Raw genomic sequence first — 19761 nt, 5'->3', positions numbered from 1 at the left:
CTCCCCAGCGCACCGGCCACGAGTTTCCCGCATACCGTGGATACACTGGCGTCGCTTCGTTTCTCGGATCTACTCGAAGTACCTGAGCATGAGACCATGGCGTTGGTGCAATGCCTGAGCGATCCGGCCGCTGCCCCGGCGAACAGCAGGCGGCGTCCGGTGCCGGGCGTGGACACCCGTGGATAGCGTGATCGGAGACAAGGTGCCTCGGCGGACGCTCGACTCATTGGTGACCCAGGTCGCCTCCGAGCTGATGGGTGTCGACGCCACGACCATGGCCGAGGCGACCGAACGGGTCCTCGCGCAACTCGTCGAGTATTTCGACGTGGACTTCAGCTACGTCCGGCACACCGATCGCGAACGCCGGGCCTCGGTGCTGATCGCGGAGTGGCCGCATCGGCCGCAGGTGCCCGATCCGGATCCGCTCGAGGTCGTCTACTTCGAGGGCGCCGATCCGGTGTTCCGGGCGTTCGAGCACGCGACCGAGCCGATGATCGCGCGGCCGACGCCGGAGTTCGCCGACTATCAGGAGACGATGCGACGGGCCTCCGGCATCCCCGTCGTCACCACCGCCGCCGTCCCGCTGCTCTCCCGTGGGGAGTCGACCGGCGTGCTCGGGTTCATCAAGACCGGCGATCGGGAGTGGAGCACCCGGGAACTCAACGTGCTGAAGGCGATCGCCGCGCTGTTCGCGCAATTGCAGGCCCGGGTGGTGGCCGAGGAGCGGCTGCGCTACATCGCGCTGCACGACGACCTGACCGGCCTCGCGAACCGGCGTGCGCTGCTCGAGCACATGGACGAGCGGCTGCGGCCCGGCAGTCCGGGACCGGTGGCGGCGTTCTTCCTCGATCTGGACCGGCTCAAGGCGCTCAACGACTTTCTCGGCCATACCGCGGGCGACAACTTCATCCGCACGCTCTCCTCGCGCCTGCGCGAGCACCTCGATCCGGACGACATGATCGCGCGCCTCGGCGGCGACGAGTTCGTCATCGTGCCCGCCAAGCCGATGGACGCGGTCGCGGCCGAGGAGGAGGGCACCCGGATCCAGCAGCTCATCGGGCGGCGAGTGACCGTGGGCGGGGAATCGGTGAGCCGCGCCGCGAGTATCGGTGTGGCCGTCGGCATTCCGGGGGAGACGACCGTCGCGGACGTGCTGCGGCGCGCCGATCACGCGCTGTTGTCGGCGAAATCCGGCGGCGGCAACGGTGTCGCGGTCTTCACCGACGCCATGCGCGCCCAGTTCGAGCTGCAGGACGACGTCGAGCTGAATCTGCGCGGCGCGGTGTCCGACGGCTCGCTGCTGCTGCACTATCAGCCCGAGGTCGATCTGCGGACCGGCCGGGTGGTCGCGCTCGAGGCGCTGGTCCGCTGGATGCATCCGACCAGGGGTCTGCTGCCGCCCGCGGCTTTCGTCACCGTGGCGGAAGCGACCAACCTGGCCGGCGAACTCGGCCGCTGGGTGATCAGGTCGGCGTGCGCGCAGTTCGCCGAGTGGCGCCGGCGCGGCCTGGCCGCGAATGTCGTGATGCGGATCAATGTTTCGCCCGTGCAGCTGGTGAGCCTCGACTTCGTGGAACGGATCGAGGACATCCTGCGGCTGTTCGGCATCGACGGCAGCTCGATCTGTCTCGAGATCACCGAGCACGTGGTCGTGCAGGATCTGGCCCGCACCCAGGTGACGTTGCGCGGGCTCAAGCGCATGGGCGTGCAGATCGCGATCGACGATTTCGGCACCGGCTACAGCTCGCTCTCGCACCTGAAGGCGCTGCCGGTCGACGCGGTGAAGATCGACCGCGGTTTCGTGCAGCGGCTCGGCGCCAGCACCGACGACCTCGCCATCGTGAAATCCATTATCGGGCTTGCCGGCTCGTTCGGGCTCGGCGTGGTCGGCGAGGGAGTCGAGACGGCTGTGGCTGCGCGCACCCTGGTCGGCCTCGGTTGCTATCGGGCGCAAGGCTTTCTGATCGCACGGCCGATGCCCGCCGACGAGGTGGAGGCGCATCTCGCGATGGGGCGCATCCCGCTCGATCTGGATCTCCCGCGAGCGAGCCGGGGTGCGGCCGGCATATGACCGGCGAGCCCGACCATCAACGCCCTGAACACGATTGGCTGCTGATCGAGACCCTGGGGCGGATGGCCGACGGTGCGCTCGAGGTGCCGACGCTGGTCGCCGACGGTGCGAAGGTCAAGGACTGGGGGAGTCTGCTGCGGATCCGGCGGGAACTGCATGCCCTTGCCCCGCAACTCATCACCGAGGTGGTGCAGGAGTGCGTCGAGACCGCTATTGCTGTAACCCGTTGCGCGGAGGGCCTGCTCGTGCTCGGTGTGCCCATTCGCTGCGCGTTCGACGAGGTGCACGGCGTGCAGGTGTGGGCGGCGCCCGAAGACGTGCGCCCGCCTGAACAGCCGCGGGTCGCCGCGTGGGACTGGCAGGCCGACACCGAATTGGCGCACCACGGGCCGGGTTTGGAGGAATTGGTCTTCGCGCGGGCGCCCGCCGACGTGCGGGTGATCCGGACGCCGCCCGAAGCCTTCGGCCGCATGGTGCGTTTCGCGGGACGGATCGACTACTTCGAGATGGTGAGTGCGCTGCGCGGCCGGCACCAGAGCGAGGTCGACATGATCGGTGACGACGGCTGCGTGCGCACCTTCCAGATGGTCACGCGGGCCGACCCGGTGGCCCGCCGGATCCGTGCGGTGATGCACGAATGCACCGACGCGGCGCCGGCCCGGCCCGATGTCGACATGTCCATGCTGCGGGCCGTGTCGCGGCGCGCGGGCGACGGCGTCGGCTTCGTCTCGCTGTCCTCCGGCCTCATCTACGAATGGACCACGGCGCCGGCGCCGCCGCTGGATCGCTGGGCGATCGAACGCCCGAGCCTGCATCCGGACGACGGCGTGCGATTCCGGGCCGCGTGCGCCGCACTGACCGAGTCCGCGGCCGCCACCGCCACCGCCTTGCAACTACGGGTGCGTTTCGACGGCACCGATTGGATCGCGGTGCGGGCCGAGCTCTGGCCGGTACCACCCGTCCAGCTCGGGCACGGGTTGATCCGGGTCTGGCACGAATCGGCGAACTAGCCGGTTCGCCGGGTCTTTCACGGCTGTTCATGCCGCGTTGGGCGCATCGGTTCCGAGGATAACCCGACTGGCTGCACGATCAGCGAGGTGCGCATAGTTCAGCTTGCGAACTTCTACGGCCCGCGCTCGGGTGGGTTGCGCACTGCGTTGCATCACCTCGGTGAGGGCTACGTCGCGGCGGGCCACGAGGTGGTGCTCATCGTGCCGGGTGCACGTCGCGCGGAAGAGCTGCTGCCCACCGGCGTGGTCCGAATAACGTTGCCCGCCTTGGCTATTCCCTGGACCGGTGGCTACCGGGCGGCCGATCCGCGGCGCGTCGCCGACGTGCTGACCGGGCTGCGCCCCGATGTGCTCGAGGTGTCGGACCGGCTGACTCTGCGTGGCTTCGGTCGCTGGGCCCGGCGCCGGGACGTGGCGGGCGTGATGATCTCGCACGAACGGCTCGACCGGCTGCTCGGTCAGGTGCTGCCGCGCGCGGCGGCCCGGCGCTGCGCCGACGTGGCGAACGGCCGCACCGCCGCCGATTACGACATCGTGGTCTGCACCACCGAATTCGCCCGCGAGGAGTTCTTGCGGATCGGGGCGCGGAATGTCGAACTGGTGCCGCTCGGGGTGGATCTGGAGCTGTTCAGTCCGCGCCGGCACGACGGCAGGCTGCGCGCCGACCTGGGCGCGCCGGAACATCCGCTGCTCGTGCACTGCGGCAGGTTGTCGGTGGAGAAGCGGGTGGAGCGCAGCATCGAGGCGGTCGCGGCGCTGCGCGCGACGGGCACCGAGGTGCGGCTGGTGGTCGCGGGCGACGGGCCGCGCCGGGAGGCCCTGGAACGCCGGGCGCGGGCGCTGCCCGCACTGGCCGGTGGGCTGCCCGCCGTGCATTTCACCGGGTTCATCTCCGAACGCACCGAGGTCGCGAAACTGCTTGCCACCGCGGATGTCTCGCTGGCACCGGGGCCGCACGAGACGTTCGGCCTGGCCGCGCTGGAGGCGCTCGCGGCGGGCACGCCGGTGGTGGCGAGCCGCTCCTCGGCGCTGGCCGACATCGTGACCGCCGAGTGTGGCGCGGTGGCGGCCGACCGCGGCTCCGCGTTCGCGCAGGCGGTCACCGAGGTGCTGGCGATGCCGACCGCGGGTCGTAGAAGGGCGGCGCGCAGTCGCGCCGAGCAGTACACCTGGCCGCGCGCGGTGGCCGGAATGCTCGCCGTACTGGGCCGCTGAGCCCGGTCCAAGTACCCTGCGGTGAGCCGGTTCGAGCAATTCGAGATGGGGATGCGCAGTGGTGCGAGGTATGGGGCGATCGGGCCGCAGGACGGTGCGGGACGCAAAAGTGCTGATCACGGGCGCTGCCAGCGGGATCGGCCGGGCCACCGCGCAGGCCGCCGCGGCGGCGGGCGGACAGTTGGTGCTCACCGATATCGATGCAGGCGGGCTTGACACGACGGTGGCCGATATCCGACGCGAGGGCGGGGTCGTGCTGGTCGCGAAGGCCTTCGACATCACCGACTACGACGCCGTCACCGCCTTCGCCGAACAGGTGCACGCCGAGCACGGCAGCCTCGACATCGTGATGAACATCGCGGGCACCTCGGCCTGGGGGACCGTGGAGAACCTCGAACACCAGCATTGGCGGCGCATGGTCGAGGTCAATCTGATGGGCCCGATCCACGTGATCGAGAACTTCGTGCCGCCCATGGTGCGCGCGGCCAAGGGCGGGGCGTTGGTCAACGTGTCCTCGGCGGCCGGGCTGCTGGCGCTGCCCTGGCACGCCGCCTACAGCGCGGGCAAGTACGGCATCCGCGGCGTCTCGGAGGTGCTGCGCTTCGATCTGGATCAGCACGGCATCGCGGTGCACCTGGTGGTGCCCGGCGCGGTGGACACCCCGCTGGTGCACAGCGTCGAACTGGTCGGCGTCGACCGGGAGGAACCGCGCATCCAGCGCCTCACCGCGTCGTTCACCAAGCACGCGGTCGCGCCCGAGCACGTGGCCAAGGCGATCCTGCGCGGTATGGCGCGCAACCGGTTCCTGATCTACACGTCCTTCGACATCCGGTTCGGCTATTGGTGGGCGCGGAAATTCGCGTATCCCTACGAATTCGTGATGCGGCGCGCGAGCGCCCGATTCACCCGGTTGCTGGCCGCGCGGCGCAGTTGAGCTGCACATCGAGCACGCGGGCGCCGGGCCCCTCGGTGCCGAGCCGGTCGTGTTCGTTGACCAGTTTGCAGCTGCCGAGCGACAGGCAGCCGCAACCGATGCAGCCGGTGAGGTTGTCGCGCAACCGAATCAGCTGAGTGATCCGGTCGTCGAGATCGGCGCGCCAGTTGGTGGACAGGGTCTCCCAGTCCCGGCGGGTGGGGTTACGGCCTTCCGGCAGCTGATCGAGGGCGTCACGAATTTCGCTGAGCGGGATGCCGACCCGTTGGGAAATGCGGATGAAGGCGACGCGCCGCAGCGTCTCGCGGGCGTATCTGCGTTGATTACCGCTGGTCCGGCGGCTGCTGATGAGTCCTTCGCGTTCGTAGAAGTGCAACGCGGACACTGCTACTCCGCTACGCTCGGAAAGCTGCCCGGGGGTCAGCTCCTTCGCCCGCCAATCGGCTGTCGACATTCACGCTCCTCCATTCCCCTGAACAATACTTGAGGTTAGGGGTGCCTGGGGCGAAATCGGGACAACGGCATGTCCTCCCGTTCGCCTGGTCCGAACCGCTTCTGGCCTGGTCATAAGGGGGATACGTCAACTAACGCCGGCGGCGGTGGGCGCGGGCGCCGGTTAGCTGTGGACGCGGCAACACCGCAACGAAGGCCGGAATTACGTGCTCTTGTGGCCGCGGCGAACTACGGTCTGAGCATGGGAGCAGACGCTGTGCCCGCGCGGCACGGAGAGGGTTCGGACGCGGACGGGCTGGATCCGGACGGTCCCGGCTCGCGGTTGACGGTGACCTCCGAGGTCGGCACGCTGCGCACGGTGCTGCTGCACCGGCCCGGCGACGAATTGCGCAGGCTCACCCCGCGCAACAACGACCAGCTGCTGTTCGACGGCATCCCCTGGGTGGAGCGCGCGCAGCAGGAGCACGACGCGTTCACCGGGGTGCTGCGCGAACGCGGGGTAGAGGTGCTGCTGCTGGCCGACCTGCTCGCCGAAACCCTCGCGGTGAGCGGCGCCGCGCGCATCCAGGGCATCTCCGCCGCGGTGGACGCGCGCAGGCTCGGCCACTCGCTGGCCGATCAGCTCGCCGCCTTCCTACGCGGCGTGCGGGCCAGGGACCTGGCCAACATCCTGATGGCCGGCATGACCTTCGACGAACTGCCGTTCGGCCCGGACGCCACGTCGCTGGTCCGGCGGATGCACCACGGCGCCGACTTCGTCATCGATCCGCTGCCCAATCTGCTGTTCACCAGGGACTCGTCGTTCTGGGTCGGCCCGCGCGTCGCGATCACCTCGCTCGCGCTGCCCGCCCGGATCCGGGAGACCTCGCTGACCGACCTGATCTACGCCTTCCACCCCCGCTTCCTCGGCGTGCGCCGCGCCTACGAATCGCACACCGCCCCCATCGAGGGCGGCGACGTGCTGCTGCTCGGGCCCGGCGTGGTTGCGGTCGGCGTCGGCGAGCGCACCACGCCCGCGGGCGCGGAAGCGTTGGCGCGCAGCCTGTTCGACGACGATCTCGCACACACGGTGCTGGTCGTCCCGATCGCGCAGAACCGGGCGACCATGCATCTGGACACCGTCTGCACAATGGTCGACCAGGACGCCCTGGTGATGTACCCCGCGGTGCGTGACTCGTTGTGCGCGTTCACCATTCAACGCGACGAGGACTACAGCGCGCGCAACGGCGACGGCCGGGTCAGCATGAGCGGACCGGACCCGTTCCTGGTCGCGGCGGCCAAAGCGATGGGCATCGACAAACTCCGGGTGATCGACACCGGGTTGGACGGCGTCACCGCGGAGCGCGAACAGTGGGACGACGGCAACAACACGCTTGCGCTGGCGCCGGGCGTGGTGGCCGCCTACGAGCGCAACGAGATGACCAACGCGCGGCTGGAGGACGCGGGCATCGAGGTGCTGCGCATCCCCGGCTCCGAATTGGGTTCCGGCCGCGGCGGACCCCGCTGCCTGTCCTGTCCACTTTCCCGGGATGACTTGTGAGTGAGCAATGTTCAATATCACGGTGTCACATGAGTCGGCGGTCGCGCCGTACGAGCAGTTACGCATGGGGATCATCGCCCAGGTGCGCTCGGGCGTGCTGACCGCGGGCACGAAGATCCCCACCGTCCGGGCGCTGGCCGCACAACTCGGCCTGGCGCCGAACACGGTCGCGCGCGCCTACCGCGAACTCGAGGCCGACGGTGTCGTCGAAACCCGGGGCAGGCAGGGCTCTTTCATCGCCTCCTCGGGCGACCCGACGCGCGATGTCGCGGGGCGGGCGGCGACGGCCTATGTCGCCACCGTCCGCCGGCTGGGCCTCGATGACGCGGCGGCGCTGCGCTACGTGCAGGCCGCGCTGGAAGGTTGAGCGCGACTAGCGCCAGCTGGGTAGCCACAGGTGGTCGTGCCAGTTGCCCGGTGTGATCGGCAGTGCGGTGAGGATCGGCCACAGCCAGATGAAGTTCGCGATCACCAGGCCCAGGTACAGGCAGACGGCGAGCAGTCCGAGCGCGTGTCGTTCGTCGGGCGCCACCGGTAGGTAGGTGCCGACGGGGCTGCGCGGCACCGGTATTCGCCGCGACGGACCCAGCACGTCGCCGAGCACCAGGGCCATGCCCATCACCAGGAACGGCGCGAGGGCGACCGCGTAGAAGTAGTACATCTGCCGGTCCAGGGTCAGGAACCAGGGCAGCAGCGCCGCGCCGTAACCGACGAGCACCGCCGCGTAGCGCCAGTCCCGGCGGACCACGCTGCGCCACAGCAGCCACGCGATCATCGGGAGGGCGAGCCACCAGATCGCGGGAGTGCCGATGAGCATCACCGCCTTGACGCACTGGGTCTGCCCGCAACCGCTGACGCCGTTGTCGGCGTAGTAGTAGAGCATCGGACGCAAGCCCATCGGCCAGGTCCACGGCTTCGATTCCCAGGGGTGGTGATTGCCGGCCGAATTGGTCAGGCCCTCATGGAATTCCAAGGCCCTGGCGTTGAAGTACCACAGCGAGCGCAGGGCGTCGGGCACGATATGCGACCAGAAGCCGCCGGTGCCGATCGGATCCGCCGGTGCGGACGGGTTACCCGCCATATAGCGATCGATTCCGGTCTCGCTGGCGAACCAGGCCCAGTAGCTGGCCAGGTACAGCCCCAGCGGCACCAGCACCAGCGCGTACAGCGCGGGCCCGATATCCCTGATCGCGGTGCCGTACCAGGGACTACGCACGCCGTACGCGCGCCGGGCGGTCAGATCGAAGCAGACGCTGAGCAGTCCGAACGCCACGATGAAATAGACGCCGGACCATTTCGTCCCGCAGGCCAGGCCGAGCATGACGCCCGCGCCGAAGCGCCACCAGCGCACGCCGAGCCGGGGGCCCCACCGGGTCACCCCGATCCGTCCCTCCGCGTCCACTCGGGCCATCCGGGCCCGCACCTCGTCCCGGTCGACGATCAGACAGCCGAAGGCCGCGGTGACGAACAGTGCCAGAAAGATGTCCAGCATGCCGATGCGCGAGGAGACGAAGGTGAGCCCGTCGGCGATCAGCAGGATGCCCGCGATCGCGCCGATCAGGGTCGATCTGGCCATCCGCCGGACGATGCGGATCACCAGCAGCACGAGCACGGTGCCCGCCACCGCGGAGGCGAAACGCCAACCCCAGCCGTTGTAGCCGAACATCGCCTCGCCGAGCGCGATGAGCTGCTTGCCGATCGGCGGATGCACCACCAGCCCGTAGCCGGGGTTGTCCTCGACCCATCCGCCGGTCAGCATCTGCCAGCCCTGCGGTGCGTAGTGCTTCTCGTCGAAGACCGGGGTGCCCGCGTCGGTCGGGTAGTTCAGCATGGTGAACCGGGTGACCGCGGCGATCGCGGTGAGGAACGCGGTGACCACCCAGCCGCGCAGCGTGTCGGTCGGCCCGAAATCGGGGGACGGCCGCCGTGGCGCGGGACTCGACCAGGAGGGCACGGCCCCGAACGGTGCGGTCGCGCGCTGGTCGGTCACCTGTGTCACGCCCCGATCGTATGCTGTGCGCCCCGCGAGGTCCCGCATCGGTGAGTACGCCGCTGTGTTGGTCACATAGCACGCGGGTACCCGGCGCGTGGTCACGATCACATACCGAACGGCCGGGGTCGGCGCGGTCGCCGGGAACCTTTCGGGCGAAGGGCCTTCGAGCGGCGCGCCACGGGTGGCTAGGCTGCTCGGGTTCGGTGTTCGGCGGACGCGTGAGACGGGAGAACGGTGGCGGACGAGGCGACTGGGGCGGGCAGGCTGGTGCTCGCGGCGACGCCGATGGGCGATATCGGGGACGCGTCGCAGCGCCTGCGCGACGCGCTCGGGTCGGCCGACATCGTCGCGGCGGAGGACACCAGGCGAACCAAGTCGCTGGCCAAGGCGCTCGGGGTGGAGATCACCGGCCGGGTGGTGAGCTTCTACGATCACGTGGAGACCGCGCGGATTCCGGCGCTGGTCGGCGATATCGCGGCGGGACGCACGGTGCTGCTGGTCACCGACGCGGGTATGCCGTCGGTCAGCGATCCCGGCTACCGGCTGGTCGCGGCCTGCGCCGAACGCGACCTACCGGTGACCTGCCTGCCCGGACCGTCCGCGGTCACCACGGCTTTGGCGCTGTCCGCGCTGCCGGTGGAGCGGTTCTGCTTCGACGGTTTCGCGCCGCGTAAATCCGGGCAGCGGCGAGAGTGGTTGCGCACCTTGGCCGCCGAATCGCGAGCCTGTGTCTTCTTCGAGGCGCCGCATCGCCTCGCCGACTGCCTGGCCGACGCGGTCGAGGTGCTCGGCCCCGACCGGCGCGCTGCGGTCTGCCGGGAATTGACCAAGACCTACGAGGAGGTCGTGCGGGGCACCCTCGCCGAACTCGCCGCCTGGGCCGTCGACGGCGCGCGCGGTGAGATCACCGTCGTGCTCGCGGGCGCGCAGCCGAAGTCTGCCGATCCTGCCGACCTGGTCGCCGAGGTCGAAGCGCTGACCGCGGACGGCCTGCGCCTCAAGGCCGCCTGCGCGCGAATCGCCGCCGACCACAACGTTTCCCGCAACGAACTCTACGACGCCGTGCTGACCGCCCGCCGCGACGACGCGGACTGACCGGCACGGTTGTGCGACCCGACAGGTCTCGGCCACGGAAACCGGCAGCCTGACAAAGGGATCGGATTCTCCCGGTCCGCTCGTCCACCGGGCGCTAGGTTGGGGCCGCGACAGACGGTGTTGCAGGGGAGGACGATTCGATGGCGATGCGCCGTGTTCTGGTCAACAGCGTGCTCGCGGTGGGCGTCGCGCTCACCACGGTCGCGGGCACGGGCTCGGCAGTCGCCGAGGACGGCCCCGCCGAAGGGTGTGCGCGGTGGACGTCATCGACTGTGGCATCCGGATACGGCATCCTCGAGAACCTGGCGTTCGACGGACGCGGCGGGATGCTGCTGTCCGAGGTGCCCGCGTCCGGCGTGGGTGGCGCGCTGCGCCGGCTGGGTTCGGACGGGTCGCGCGCGGAATTGGCGCAGGCCAGTTCCCCGGGCGGCATCGTAGTGTCCGGCGCCACCGCGTATTTCACCACTGGCGGCTCGTTGAGCAGCGGTTTCGCCGGGCGAGCCGACGGCACGATCGAGGCGCTGGACCTGGATCGGGGCACCGTCGCGACCGTGGCCCGCGGGCTGACGGCGCCCAACGGCCTGGCCGCGCTGCCTGACGGCGGCTTCGTGGTGAGCCGGGACCTCGGGTCACCGAACACACTCATCAGGATCGACGCGGACGGCACCGGCGCGCGGCCGTTCGTCGCCGAGCTGACATCGACGAACGGCCTCGCCTACGACGGCACGCGGCGCACACTCTTCGTCTCCACCACCTTCGAGCCCGTCACCACGCTGGCCGCGATCGACCTGGCGCAGCCGGACGCGACGCCCGCCCGGATCACCGTGCCCGGCTTCGGCCCGCTCAATGCCGCCGACGATCTGACCGTCGGTCCAGACGGCGCCGTGTACCTGGCTTTGAACGCGGCGGGACGGGTCCTGCGCATCGATCCCGACACCGCCCGGACCTGTGTCGTCGCCGACGGCATCCCGTTCGCCACCTCGGCCCGCTTCGGCGCGGGCCCCGGCTGGGATCCGGGCGCGCTGTACGTCACCAGCTTCACCGGCGTGATCACCCGCTTGACCCCGCCCTGAGCGAAGATGGTCCCATGACTTCACTCGAGAACAAGGCCAAGGAATTTCTCGCGCTGCACCGCCCCGGCGATCCGGCCGTCCTGCCCACCGTCTGGGATGCGTGGTCCGCGAAAGTGGCTGTGGCCGCGGGATTTTCCGCGCTCACGGTGGGCAGCCACCCGGTCGCCGACTCGCTCGGCCGCAGCGACGGTGAGGGTATGACCTTCGCCGAGTCGCTCACCCGCGTCCGCCAGATCACCGAGGCCGTCGAGGTGCCGGTGTCGGTGGACCTGGAATCGGGCTACGGTCTCGAGCCCGCCCAGCTGATCGAGGGCCTGCTCGAAGCCGGGGCCGTCGGGCTCAACATCGAGGACACGGTGCACAGCGAGGGCGGGCGGCTGCGCGCGCCGCAGGAGCACGCCGACCTCGTGCACGGCCTGCGTCAGTTCGCCGACGCGGCCGGTGTGCACGTCGTGGTGAACGCCAGGACCGATCTGTTCATCCGGGCCGACGGCGACGAGTCCGACCGGGTGGACCGGGCGATCGAACGCCTGCGCCTGGCCGCCGCCGCGGGCGCCGACGTGCTCTTCCCGGCCGGCGCGCGCGAAGACGCCGACGTGCGCAGGCTCACCGGCGAATTGCCGTTGCCGATCAGCATGGTCGGGCTGCCCGACAAGTCGGACAAGGCGGTGCTCGCCGATCAGGGTGTGGCCCGGATCAGCTTCGGCCCGTTCCTGCAGCGCGCCCTCACCACCGAGATCGAGCGGCTGCTCGCCCGCTGGAAGTGAACTGTCGCCGACGGGTGGCCCCGGGCCACTCGTCGGCGGGCGGGCCCAGGCCTAGAGCGCCAGCGTCGTGGTGACGAACTCGATGAACAAGGGCGCCAGCGCGGGGACGTGCGCCGGGCCCTGGGCGACGATGACGCGACGGGTGCGCTCGCCGATGGCGTCCGGGATGAGCGCGATCAACTCGTCGGAAAGCGCGGGCAGCGCCGGATCGGCTTGGCGCGCTTGATGATAGAAGATCCGGTACAGCTCGGCGAAGCGATCCACCGCGAGATCACGGTAGTCGACGGCCTGCTGGTTCACCTTGAACGATTCGACGAGGATCAGCCGGGCGAAATCCGGTTCGGTGGCCACGGTTTCGCAGAAGGTGACGACGATCGACTCGATCCGCGCCGCGGCGTCGGCGTCCGGCGCCAGCTGCGCCAGTTCCTCGGCGATCCGGCTCGCCACGATATCGACGCCGGTGTGCACCGCCTCGACGAAACACTCCTCCTTGTTGGCGAAATGCTCGTAGAAGGTGCTGCGCGAAACCCGGGCGCGGGCAACGATATCGGTGAGCGTCGTGGCCGGATAGCCCTTGCAGTCCACGCATTCGACCATCGCCTCGATCAGGCGTCCGCGCTGCGACACCAGCACCGCGTCGCGGGCCGCCCGGTGCCGGTCGGCGAAGCCTGAACTCGGTCCCGCGGCGCCACCCGTAGCCCGCGCTGTCGCCTCTGTCGCTAACTCCCGGCGCATAACTGCCCTCCCTCGTCGGCCGACCACGAGCAACCGTAACCCGGCATTATCCCGATGCGCGCCAGGCGATTACGCACCGGTAGGGGGTCGGCCGCCGAGAGCGCGGTTACTCCTTGGGCTCGATGTACTTGGGGTACACCGGTTCCGGCGCGGGCAGCGCGACACCGGGCACGATCGGGGTCGCGATATCGGCGAACGTGCGCTCGGACTGGCCGAGCTGATCGAGGATCTTGCCCGCCGAACCCGGCATCACCGGCTGCACCAGGATCGCGACGATGCGCAGCACCTCGAGCGTCACGTACAGCACGGTCGCCTCGCGCGCCAGATCCTCGGGTGTACCCGCCTTGGCCAGCGCCCACGGCGCCTGCGCGGAGAAGTACCGGTTGGTCTCGCCGAGCGTCAGCCAGATCGCCTCCAGCGCGAGATGCAGCTGCTGGGTGTCGAATTCGGTGCGGCAGCGGTCGAGCAGCCCGTTGGCGAGGTCGAGCAGGGCGCGGTCGTCGGCGGTGAACTCGCCGGGCGTCGGCACCACGCCCTCGCAGTCCCGCGCCACCAGCTTGGTGCTGCGCTGCACGAGATTGCCGAACTCGTTGGCCAGATCCGTGTTGATCCGGCCGACGATCGCCTCGTGGCTGTAGCTGCCGTCCTGGCCGTAGGAGATCTCGCGGAGCAGGAAGAAGCGCACCGCGTCCAGGCCGTAGCTCTCCACCAGCGCGAGCGGGTCGACCACGTTGCCGACCGACTTGGACATCTTCTCGCCCTTGTTGTACAGGAACCCGTGCACGTAAACGCGTTTCGGCAGCTGCACCCCGGCCGACAGCAGGAACGCGGGCCAGTAGACGGTGTGGAACCGCGTGATGTCCTTGCCGATGATGTGCACGTCGGCGGGCCAGAACCGTTGGAACGCAGCGGATTCGGTGTCCGGGAAGCCGACGCCGGTGATGTAGTTGGTGAGCGCGTCCACCCATACGTACATCACGTGGTCGGGATGACCCGGCACCGGCACACCCCAGTCGAAGGTGGTGCGCGAGATGGACAGATCCTTCAGCCCCGCCTTGACGTAGCTGACGATCTCGTTGCGTCGCGTTGCGGGCGCGATGAATTCGGGATGCTCCTCGTACAGTGCGAGCAGCTTGTCCTGGTAGGCGGAGAGCCGGAAGAAGTAGTTCGATTCCTCGGTCCAGGTGACCGGCGTCTTCGACTCGGTGGAGATCCGGGTGCCGTCGTCGAGCAGCGTGGTCTCTTCCTCGGTGTAGAACGCCTCGTCGCGTACCGAGTACCAGCCCGAGTAGTTGCCGAGGTAGATGTCGCCGTTGGCGAGCATCCGCTCCCAGATCGCCACGCTGGCCGCTCGGTGATCCTCGTCGGTGGTGCGGATGAACCGGTCGAAGGAGATGTCGAGCGTCTTGTCCATCGCCTCGAACACATCGGAGTTGCGCGCCGCGAGCTCCTGCACCGGGATGCCCTCGGCGACGGCCGTCTGCTGCATCTTCTGGCCGTGCTCGTCGGTACCCGTCATGAAGAAGACGTCGTACCCGTCGAGACGTTTGAACCGGGCGATGGCATCGGCCGAGATGTACTCGTACGCATGCCCGATATGCGGCGCACCGTTGGGGTACGCGATGGCCGTGGTGATGTAGAAGGCGGGGCGGTCGACGTCGCTCATGGTGCGTCTACTGTAATCCGCGTGGTCTTCCTCGTTCGCGTGAACATCCACTGCACCGTCGCCGGGAGCGTCCGATGAGCGGCAAGCGCCCAGCTCCGGACCTGCCCGAGCCGCTCGCGCCGATCATCGACGCGCACACCCACCTCGATGCCTGCGGTGCCACCGACGCGGCCTCCACCGCGGCGATCGTGGATCGGGCGGTCTCGGTCGGCGTCGGACAGGTGGTGACCGTCGCCGACGATCTGGCGGCGGCGCAGTGGGCTGTGCAAGCCGCGCACTGGGATTCGCGCGTGTACGCCGCGGTCGCCCTGCATCCGACGCGTGCGAACGCGCTCGACGACGCGGCGAAGGCGGAGTTGGCACGGCTCGGCGCGGACCCCAGGGTGGTGGCGATCGGCGAGACCGGCCTGGACTATTACTGGCCGGGCAAGCTGGACGGCTGTGCCGATATCGAGACGCAGATCGAGGGTTTCCGCTGGCACATCGATCTGGCGAAGCGGCTGCGCAAACCGCTGATGATCCACAATCGCGAAGCCGATCACGATCTGCTGACCGTGCTGCTGGACGAGGGCGCGCCGGACACCGTGATCTTCCACTGCTTTTCGTCGGATACGAATATGGCGCTGTCCTGCGTGGCCGAGGGCTATGTGCTGAGTTTCTCCGGCACGGTGAGTTTCAAGAATGCGCACGAGTTGCGTGAGGCCGCGAAGGTCGTGCCCGACGAGCAAATTCTGGTCGAAACGGACGCGCCCTATCTGACTCCGCATCCATTTCGCGGTGCGCCCAATGAGCCGTACTGCTTGCCGTACACCGTGCGCGCGCTCGCGGAAATTCGGGAACAGGACCCGGCGGAACTCGCGAAGATCAGCACGGCCAACGCACGCCGCGTCTACGGCATTTGACCGGCACGCCGGATTCCGCGGCCCCGCGCGGATACCCGCAAGGGGCCTGGATATGCGAAGTGTGTCCTACGTCACTGTGCTGGCCCCGTTTCGTGATTAACCTGCGGTGTCGATATCGCTCCGTGATATTGAAAGCCCCAGCTGAAGCAACTTTAGGTTGTCGGCCCCCGACCCCTTCGTTATCGTGCTGTGACCATGGCCCATCCGTTGCCCGACCGCCGCGTCCCACTGGATCGCTCCGCGATGCTGTGGCCGATCACGCGGATCAACCAGTCCCGCTCGCCGCTGCTGTACGCGGCGGTCGCGGCACTGCTGATGACGTTGATCGTCGGGGCCGGCCTGGCGATCGTGAACCGCAAGACGGTGACCGTGGTCGTGGACGGCGAGAAGCTGTTCGAGACCACGATGTCCACCGATGTGCGCGGCGTGCTGCGGGCGGCGGGTTTCGCCGTCACCGAGCGCGACAAGGTGGCGCCCGCGCTGGCCGCCCGCATCGGTGACGGCGCGACCATCACGCTCAATCGGGCCCGAGAGGTCGAATTGCAGGTCGACGGTCAGGCACGCAAGGTGTGGACCACCGGCCTGACCGCCGGTGAGGCGCTCGAACAACTCGATCTGCCCCGGGAGGTCTACGTTTCCCCCGCGCGCACCGAGAAGCTCCCCCTGGAAGGCGCCGCGCTGCGGGTCGCGACGCCCCGGTCGGTCGCGCTGCGCGACGGCGTCGGCTCCTTCGTCGATGTCCGCCTCGCGGCGCCGACGGTCGGCGAATTCCTCGCGGTGGCCGGCGTTCCGCTGCTCGAGCAGGACACCGTCGAGCCCGCGGCGTCCACGCCGCTCACCGAGGGGCAGCGAATCACCGTGACGCGCAAGCGAACCGAGAACCGAACCGAGACGCTGCCGCTCGATCCGCCGGAGAACGTGATCGAAGACCCGACCATGAACATGAGCCGGTCGGTGGTGGAGACCCCCGGCGCGCCCGGGGTGCAGGACGTCACCTTCGCGGTCACCATGGTCAACGGCGTCGAGGTGGACCGTAAGCCGATCGACTCGACCGTGACGGTCACGGCCCAGCCGAAGACCGTGCGCAAGGGTGCCAAGCCCGGTACCGAGGTGCCGCCGGTGCGCGACGGCGCGACCTGGGACGCGCTGGCCCGCTGTGAGTCCACCGGCAACTGGAGCATCAACAACGGCAACGGGTACTACGGCGGCATCCAATTCGACCAGGGCACCTGGGAGCGCCAGGGCGGTCTGAAGTACGCGCCGCGCGCCGACCTCGCCACCCGCGAGGAACAGATCGCCATCGCCGAAATCACCCGCGCCCGCCAGGGGTGGGGCGCGTGGCCCGCCTGCACCAGCCGGCTCGGCATCAGCTGAGCGGTGACGCCGGTCACGTCCGGTGATCCCCGAATTCGTTCGTGATTCGCGGCCGCGCCACGCCGACCTGGCACTCTCCGATTGATCTATACACTCGTCCAGGTTTGCTGACGGTGTGGGTCGGGTTGTGAGGTGCGCGGTGCGAGTTGTCCAGATGTGCAAGCGAGCAGTCGCGGTGACGATCTTGTCGGCGAGTGCCGCGTTGTGTGTGCAGATCGCGCCCGCGCACGCGGCCGCGCCCGGGTCGCTGATCGCGGAGATCGCGCAGCCGGACGGGTGGCGCGGCACCTCGGGCGGTTCGGTCGTCGAGTACTGGATGCGCGGTTCGGACGGGACACCCCGGCCGGCCAGCGGCGCGCTCTTCGTGCCCCGCGGCACCGCCCCCGCGGCGGGCTGGCCGGTCATCGCCTACGACCACGGCACCACCGGGCTCGGCATGGGCTGCGGCGGCCAGTCGGATCCGGCCGGACGGCCGTATCCGGAGAGCCGGGCCAAAGAGGACGCGCTGATCCAGGGCTTCCTGTCCCGCGGCTTCGCGGTGGTCGCGCCGGATTACCTCGGGCTCGGCCGGTTCAATACCGGCCCGCATCCCTATCTCGAGACCAGCACCGAGGCGACGGCCACGCTCGACCTGCTGCACGCGGCCCGCGCGGCCCATCCCGAACTCTCCCGCACCTGGGCGGTTTTCGGCGGCTCACAGGGCGGACAGGCCGCGCTGGCCACCGCGCATCGGCAGGTGACCTACGCACCGGACCTCGATTTCCGTGGCACCGTGGCGATCGACCCCGAATCCGATGTGGAGAAGGTGCTGCCGCTCGCCGGTCCGCTGGTGCCCCCGCTGCCCGACGCCGACGGCGCGATGAGCTTCTTCGTCAGCATCCTGGCGGGCCTGCGCGCCGCGCACCCCGACGTGCGCGTCGATCAGTACCTCACCCCGCAGGGCCGGGCCGTGCTGGACAGCGTCGGCACCCTGTGCCTGGACCGCATCGGGGACCGGGTGCGCGGGCTCGGCGTCGCCGATCTGCTCGACGAGCCGCTCGCCACCGAGCCCATCCGTTCCGCGCTGAACGAGTACCTGACCGTGCCCACCACCGGATACAACGCGCCGATTCTGTTGCTGCTCAACGTCACCGACACCGTCGTGCCCGCCCCGCTGCACGGCGCGCTGGCCGCGCAGTTCGCCGCCAACGGCGTCGACTTCCAGACCGTCCTCGGCACCGGCAAGCACACCCAGATCAGCCCCGCCATGCAGAGCGCGATCGACGCGTTCCTGGACCGCATCAAGGCGAGCCCGGCCGAGCGGTAGGACCGCCGCGGCAGGGTTGATAGGTTCTCTGGGTGTCCGAAGCCGAAATTGCTGGTCGTGGGAGTGCCGCTCTGCTGGGCCCCGCCGAGGTGCGGGTGCTGGCCGAGCGACTCGGCGTGCGGCCGACCAAGCAGCTCGGGCAGAACTTCGTGCACGACGCGAACACCGTGCGCCGCATCGTCACGGCGGCCGGGGTCGGGCGTGACGACGTGGTGCTCGAGGTCGGACCCGGACTGGGTTCGCTGACGCTGGCCTTGCTCGATGTGGTGGATTCGGTGGTCGCGGTCGAGATCGACCCGGTGCTCGCGCGGCACCTGCCGGTGACCGTCGCGGACCGGGCGCCGGCCCTGGCCGACCGGTTGTCGGTGGTGGAGGCCGACGCGTTGCGCGTCGCGGCGGCGGATCTGCCCGCGACGCCGACCGCGCTGGTGGCGAATCTGCCGTACAACGTCGCGGTGCCGGTGCTGCTGCACCTGCTGGCCGAATTGCCCAGCATCGCGGTCTCTTTGGTGATGGTGCAGGCGGAGGTGGCCGACCGGCTCGCCGCCGAGCCGGGCAGCCGCGTGTACGGCGTGCCCAGTGTGAAGGCGGGCTTCTTCGGCAAGGTCCGGCGCGCGGGTGCGGTCGGCACGCAGGTCTTCTGGCCGGTGCCGCGGGTCGACTCGGGTCTGGTCCGGGTCGAGCGCTACGCCGAACCGCCGTGGCCGATCGATGCCGAGCACCGTCGCCGCGTGTTCGAGGTGGTCGACGCAGCTTTCGCGCAACGGCGAAAGACCCTGCGCGCGGCCCTTTCCGGCTGGGCGGGCTCGCCCGCCGAAGCCGAGCGGCGCTTGGTCGCCGCGGGCATCGCGCCGACAGCGCGGGGTGAGACGCTGGACACCGCGGCTTTCGTCCGGCTGGCCGCGCAGGCTTGACTCGTCGCCGGACTGGTCGGTTTCCCTGCGCTGCCAGCTCATTCGGCGATGCGGATTGTGGATAACTCAGATTTGACACGGTACGCGCCGAGGTTTGCGGCGCGGGCTCGCGGCCGATTCGATTGGCGGCCTTATCGATCCGTAGAGCGCGAGAATCACAGCTCAGCGGGGGTGCGCGCAGATCTCGACCGGCAGTCTGCCGGGAGGTGGCCACGGCGCCGACGTGCCCTCCGTCGGATGTGGATGAGCCTGTGGATGATTCGTGTGGGCACACTCCGGAAACGTCATACTAGTGCCCGCACGCAGAAGCCGGACGGCGGGGTGCCGTCCGGCTCGGTGTCCGAAAAACCCAGGGGACCGGCCGGTTTCGGCCGAGTCGTGCGGTCAGACGGCGACTTCGTAACCTGCCTCGTCCACGGCGGCGGCGATATCGGTGTCCGCGATCGGCGCGGTGCTCGCGACCGTGACCGCGCCGCTGGCGAGATCCACGTCGACGCTGGTGACGCCGTCGATCTTGCCGATTTCCGTCTTGACGGAGCTCACGCAGTGCCCGCAGGTCATCCCCGTGACGGTGTAGGTGGAACTGGGCATCTCCGACTCCTTCGCTTAGGTCCATCATACGGGCCGGGGGTACCCCGACAGTTCGAACATACCCCCAAGGGGTATTGGTGGCAAGGCTTCGTTCCCTAGCGCGAACGAGGGTCACCGCAGCG

Annotated in this window: 18 protein-coding genes; 13 read left to right on the top strand and 5 right to left on the bottom strand. The window is 69.5% G+C overall.

What is annotated here, in order from left to right; genetic code table 11:
• Window positions 1-253: 253 nt before the first annotated feature.
• From NVU01S_RS23805 to NVU01S_RS23790, 4 genes are all read left to right on the top strand, one after another.
• Window positions 254-2071, top strand: a complete 1818-nt coding sequence (locus NVU01S_RS23805) for a putative bifunctional diguanylate cyclase/phosphodiesterase (protein ID WP_042258020.1) — start codon at window positions 254-256, stop codon at window positions 2069-2071.
• On the top strand, window positions 2068-3081 hold the full coding sequence (locus NVU01S_RS23800; RefSeq protein WP_043671827.1) for a GAF domain-containing protein: 1014 nt from the start codon (window positions 2068-2070) through the stop codon (window positions 3079-3081). The genes NVU01S_RS23805 and NVU01S_RS23800 overlap by 4 nt, the downstream gene beginning before the upstream one ends.
• Window positions 3082-3168: 87 nt before the next feature.
• Window positions 3169-4296 carry a glycosyltransferase gene (locus NVU01S_RS23795; RefSeq protein ID WP_043671824.1) on the top strand — a complete coding sequence of 376 codons (1128 nt, stop codon included), beginning with the start codon at window positions 3169-3171 and terminating at the stop codon, window positions 4294-4296.
• Window positions 4297-4366: 70 nt separating this feature from the next.
• Window positions 4367-5230, top strand: a complete 864-nt coding sequence (locus NVU01S_RS23790; RefSeq protein WP_043671821.1) for an SDR family oxidoreductase — start codon at window positions 4367-4369, stop codon at window positions 5228-5230.
• On the opposite strand, the gene soxR is transcribed toward NVU01S_RS23790, so the two are convergent.
• A complete protein-coding gene (soxR, locus tag NVU01S_RS23785) occupies window positions 5199-5684 on the bottom strand; it encodes a redox-sensitive transcriptional activator SoxR (protein WP_029900455.1) in 486 nt (161 codons plus the stop codon). The genes NVU01S_RS23790 and soxR overlap by 32 nt on opposite strands.
• A 240-nt stretch (window positions 5685-5924) precedes the next feature.
• Here soxR and arcA point away from each other — a divergent pair, with 240 nt between their 5' ends.
• Window positions 5925-7223, top strand: a complete 1299-nt coding sequence (arcA, locus tag NVU01S_RS23780) for an arginine deiminase (protein WP_226887162.1) — start codon at window positions 5925-5927, stop codon at window positions 7221-7223.
• Between the two features lie 7 nt (window positions 7224-7230).
• On the top strand, window positions 7231-7590 hold the full coding sequence (locus NVU01S_RS23775; RefSeq protein ID WP_014988223.1) for a GntR family transcriptional regulator: 360 nt from the start codon (window positions 7231-7233) through the stop codon (window positions 7588-7590).
• A 6-nt stretch (window positions 7591-7596) separates the two neighbouring features.
• Here NVU01S_RS23775 and NVU01S_RS23770 read toward each other — a convergent pair whose 3' ends face one another.
• Entirely contained in the window at window positions 7597-9222 is a 1626-nt protein-coding gene (locus tag NVU01S_RS23770; RefSeq protein ID WP_043671962.1) for a dolichyl-phosphate-mannose--protein mannosyltransferase, read from the bottom strand.
• Between the two features lie 228 nt (window positions 9223-9450).
• Between NVU01S_RS23770 and rsmI the strand changes: the two genes are divergently transcribed.
• From rsmI to NVU01S_RS23755, 3 genes are all read left to right on the top strand, one after another.
• The gene (rsmI, locus tag NVU01S_RS23765; RefSeq protein ID WP_043671818.1) at window positions 9451-10311 is read left to right on the top strand and encodes a 16S rRNA (cytidine(1402)-2'-O)-methyltransferase; all 861 of its coding nucleotides are present in this window, start codon (window positions 9451-9453) and stop codon (window positions 10309-10311) included.
• Between the two features lie 140 nt (window positions 10312-10451).
• Window positions 10452-11384: an SMP-30/gluconolactonase/LRE family protein gene (locus NVU01S_RS23760; RefSeq protein WP_052280684.1), complete on the top strand. Its 933-nt coding sequence runs from the start codon at window positions 10452-10454 to the stop codon at window positions 11382-11384.
• Between the two features lie 14 nt (window positions 11385-11398).
• Window positions 11399-12151, top strand: a complete 753-nt coding sequence (locus NVU01S_RS23755; RefSeq protein WP_043671812.1) for an isocitrate lyase/PEP mutase family protein — start codon at window positions 11399-11401, stop codon at window positions 12149-12151.
• Between the two features lie 51 nt (window positions 12152-12202).
• Here the strand turns inward: NVU01S_RS23755 and NVU01S_RS23750 are convergent, their stop codons facing one another.
• Together NVU01S_RS23750 and metG are read right to left on the bottom strand one after the other, a co-directional pair.
• On the bottom strand, window positions 12203-12886 hold the full coding sequence (locus tag NVU01S_RS23750) for a TetR/AcrR family transcriptional regulator (protein ID WP_043671809.1): 684 nt from the start codon (window positions 12884-12886) through the stop codon (window positions 12203-12205).
• A 106-nt stretch (window positions 12887-12992) separates the two neighbouring features.
• On the bottom strand, window positions 12993-14552 hold the full coding sequence (metG, locus tag NVU01S_RS23745) for a methionine--tRNA ligase (RefSeq protein ID WP_043671960.1): 1560 nt from the start codon (window positions 14550-14552) through the stop codon (window positions 12993-12995).
• 74 nt (window positions 14553-14626) lie between these two features.
• On the opposite strand from metG, the gene NVU01S_RS23740 reads away from it, so the two are divergent.
• The 4 genes from NVU01S_RS23740 (at window position 14627) to rsmA (ending at window position 19048) form a co-directional block, all read left to right on the top strand.
• Window positions 14627-15454, top strand: coding sequence for a TatD family hydrolase (locus NVU01S_RS23740; protein WP_043671806.1), 828 nt, complete (start codon window positions 14627-14629; stop codon window positions 15452-15454).
• A gap of 246 nt (window positions 15455-15700) precedes the next feature.
• The gene (locus tag NVU01S_RS23735) at window positions 15701-16828 is read left to right on the top strand and encodes a resuscitation-promoting factor (RefSeq protein WP_043671957.1); all 1128 of its coding nucleotides are present in this window, start codon (window positions 15701-15703) and stop codon (window positions 16826-16828) included.
• A 154-nt stretch (window positions 16829-16982) separates the two neighbouring features.
• Window positions 16983-18134 (top strand): lipase family protein, encoded by a 1152-nt coding sequence (locus tag NVU01S_RS23730; protein WP_043671805.1) that lies wholly within the window; start codon window positions 16983-16985, stop codon window positions 18132-18134.
• Between the two features lie 32 nt (window positions 18135-18166).
• A complete protein-coding gene (rsmA, locus tag NVU01S_RS23725; protein WP_043671801.1) occupies window positions 18167-19048 on the top strand; it encodes a 16S rRNA (adenine(1518)-N(6)/adenine(1519)-N(6))-dimethyltransferase RsmA in 882 nt (293 codons plus the stop codon).
• A 384-nt stretch (window positions 19049-19432) separates the two neighbouring features.
• Here the strand turns inward: rsmA and NVU01S_RS23720 are convergent, their stop codons facing one another.
• A complete protein-coding gene (locus tag NVU01S_RS23720) occupies window positions 19433-19639 on the bottom strand; it encodes a heavy-metal-associated domain-containing protein (protein ID WP_029900442.1) in 207 nt (68 codons plus the stop codon).
• Between the last annotated feature and the right edge of the window lie 122 nt (window positions 19640-19761).

Source organism: Nocardia vulneris (assembly GCF_001613425.1).
Lineage (GTDB): Bacteria > Actinomycetota > Actinomycetes > Mycobacteriales > Mycobacteriaceae > Nocardia > Nocardia vulneris.
This window is presented reverse-complemented; position numbering and strand designations above follow the sequence as displayed.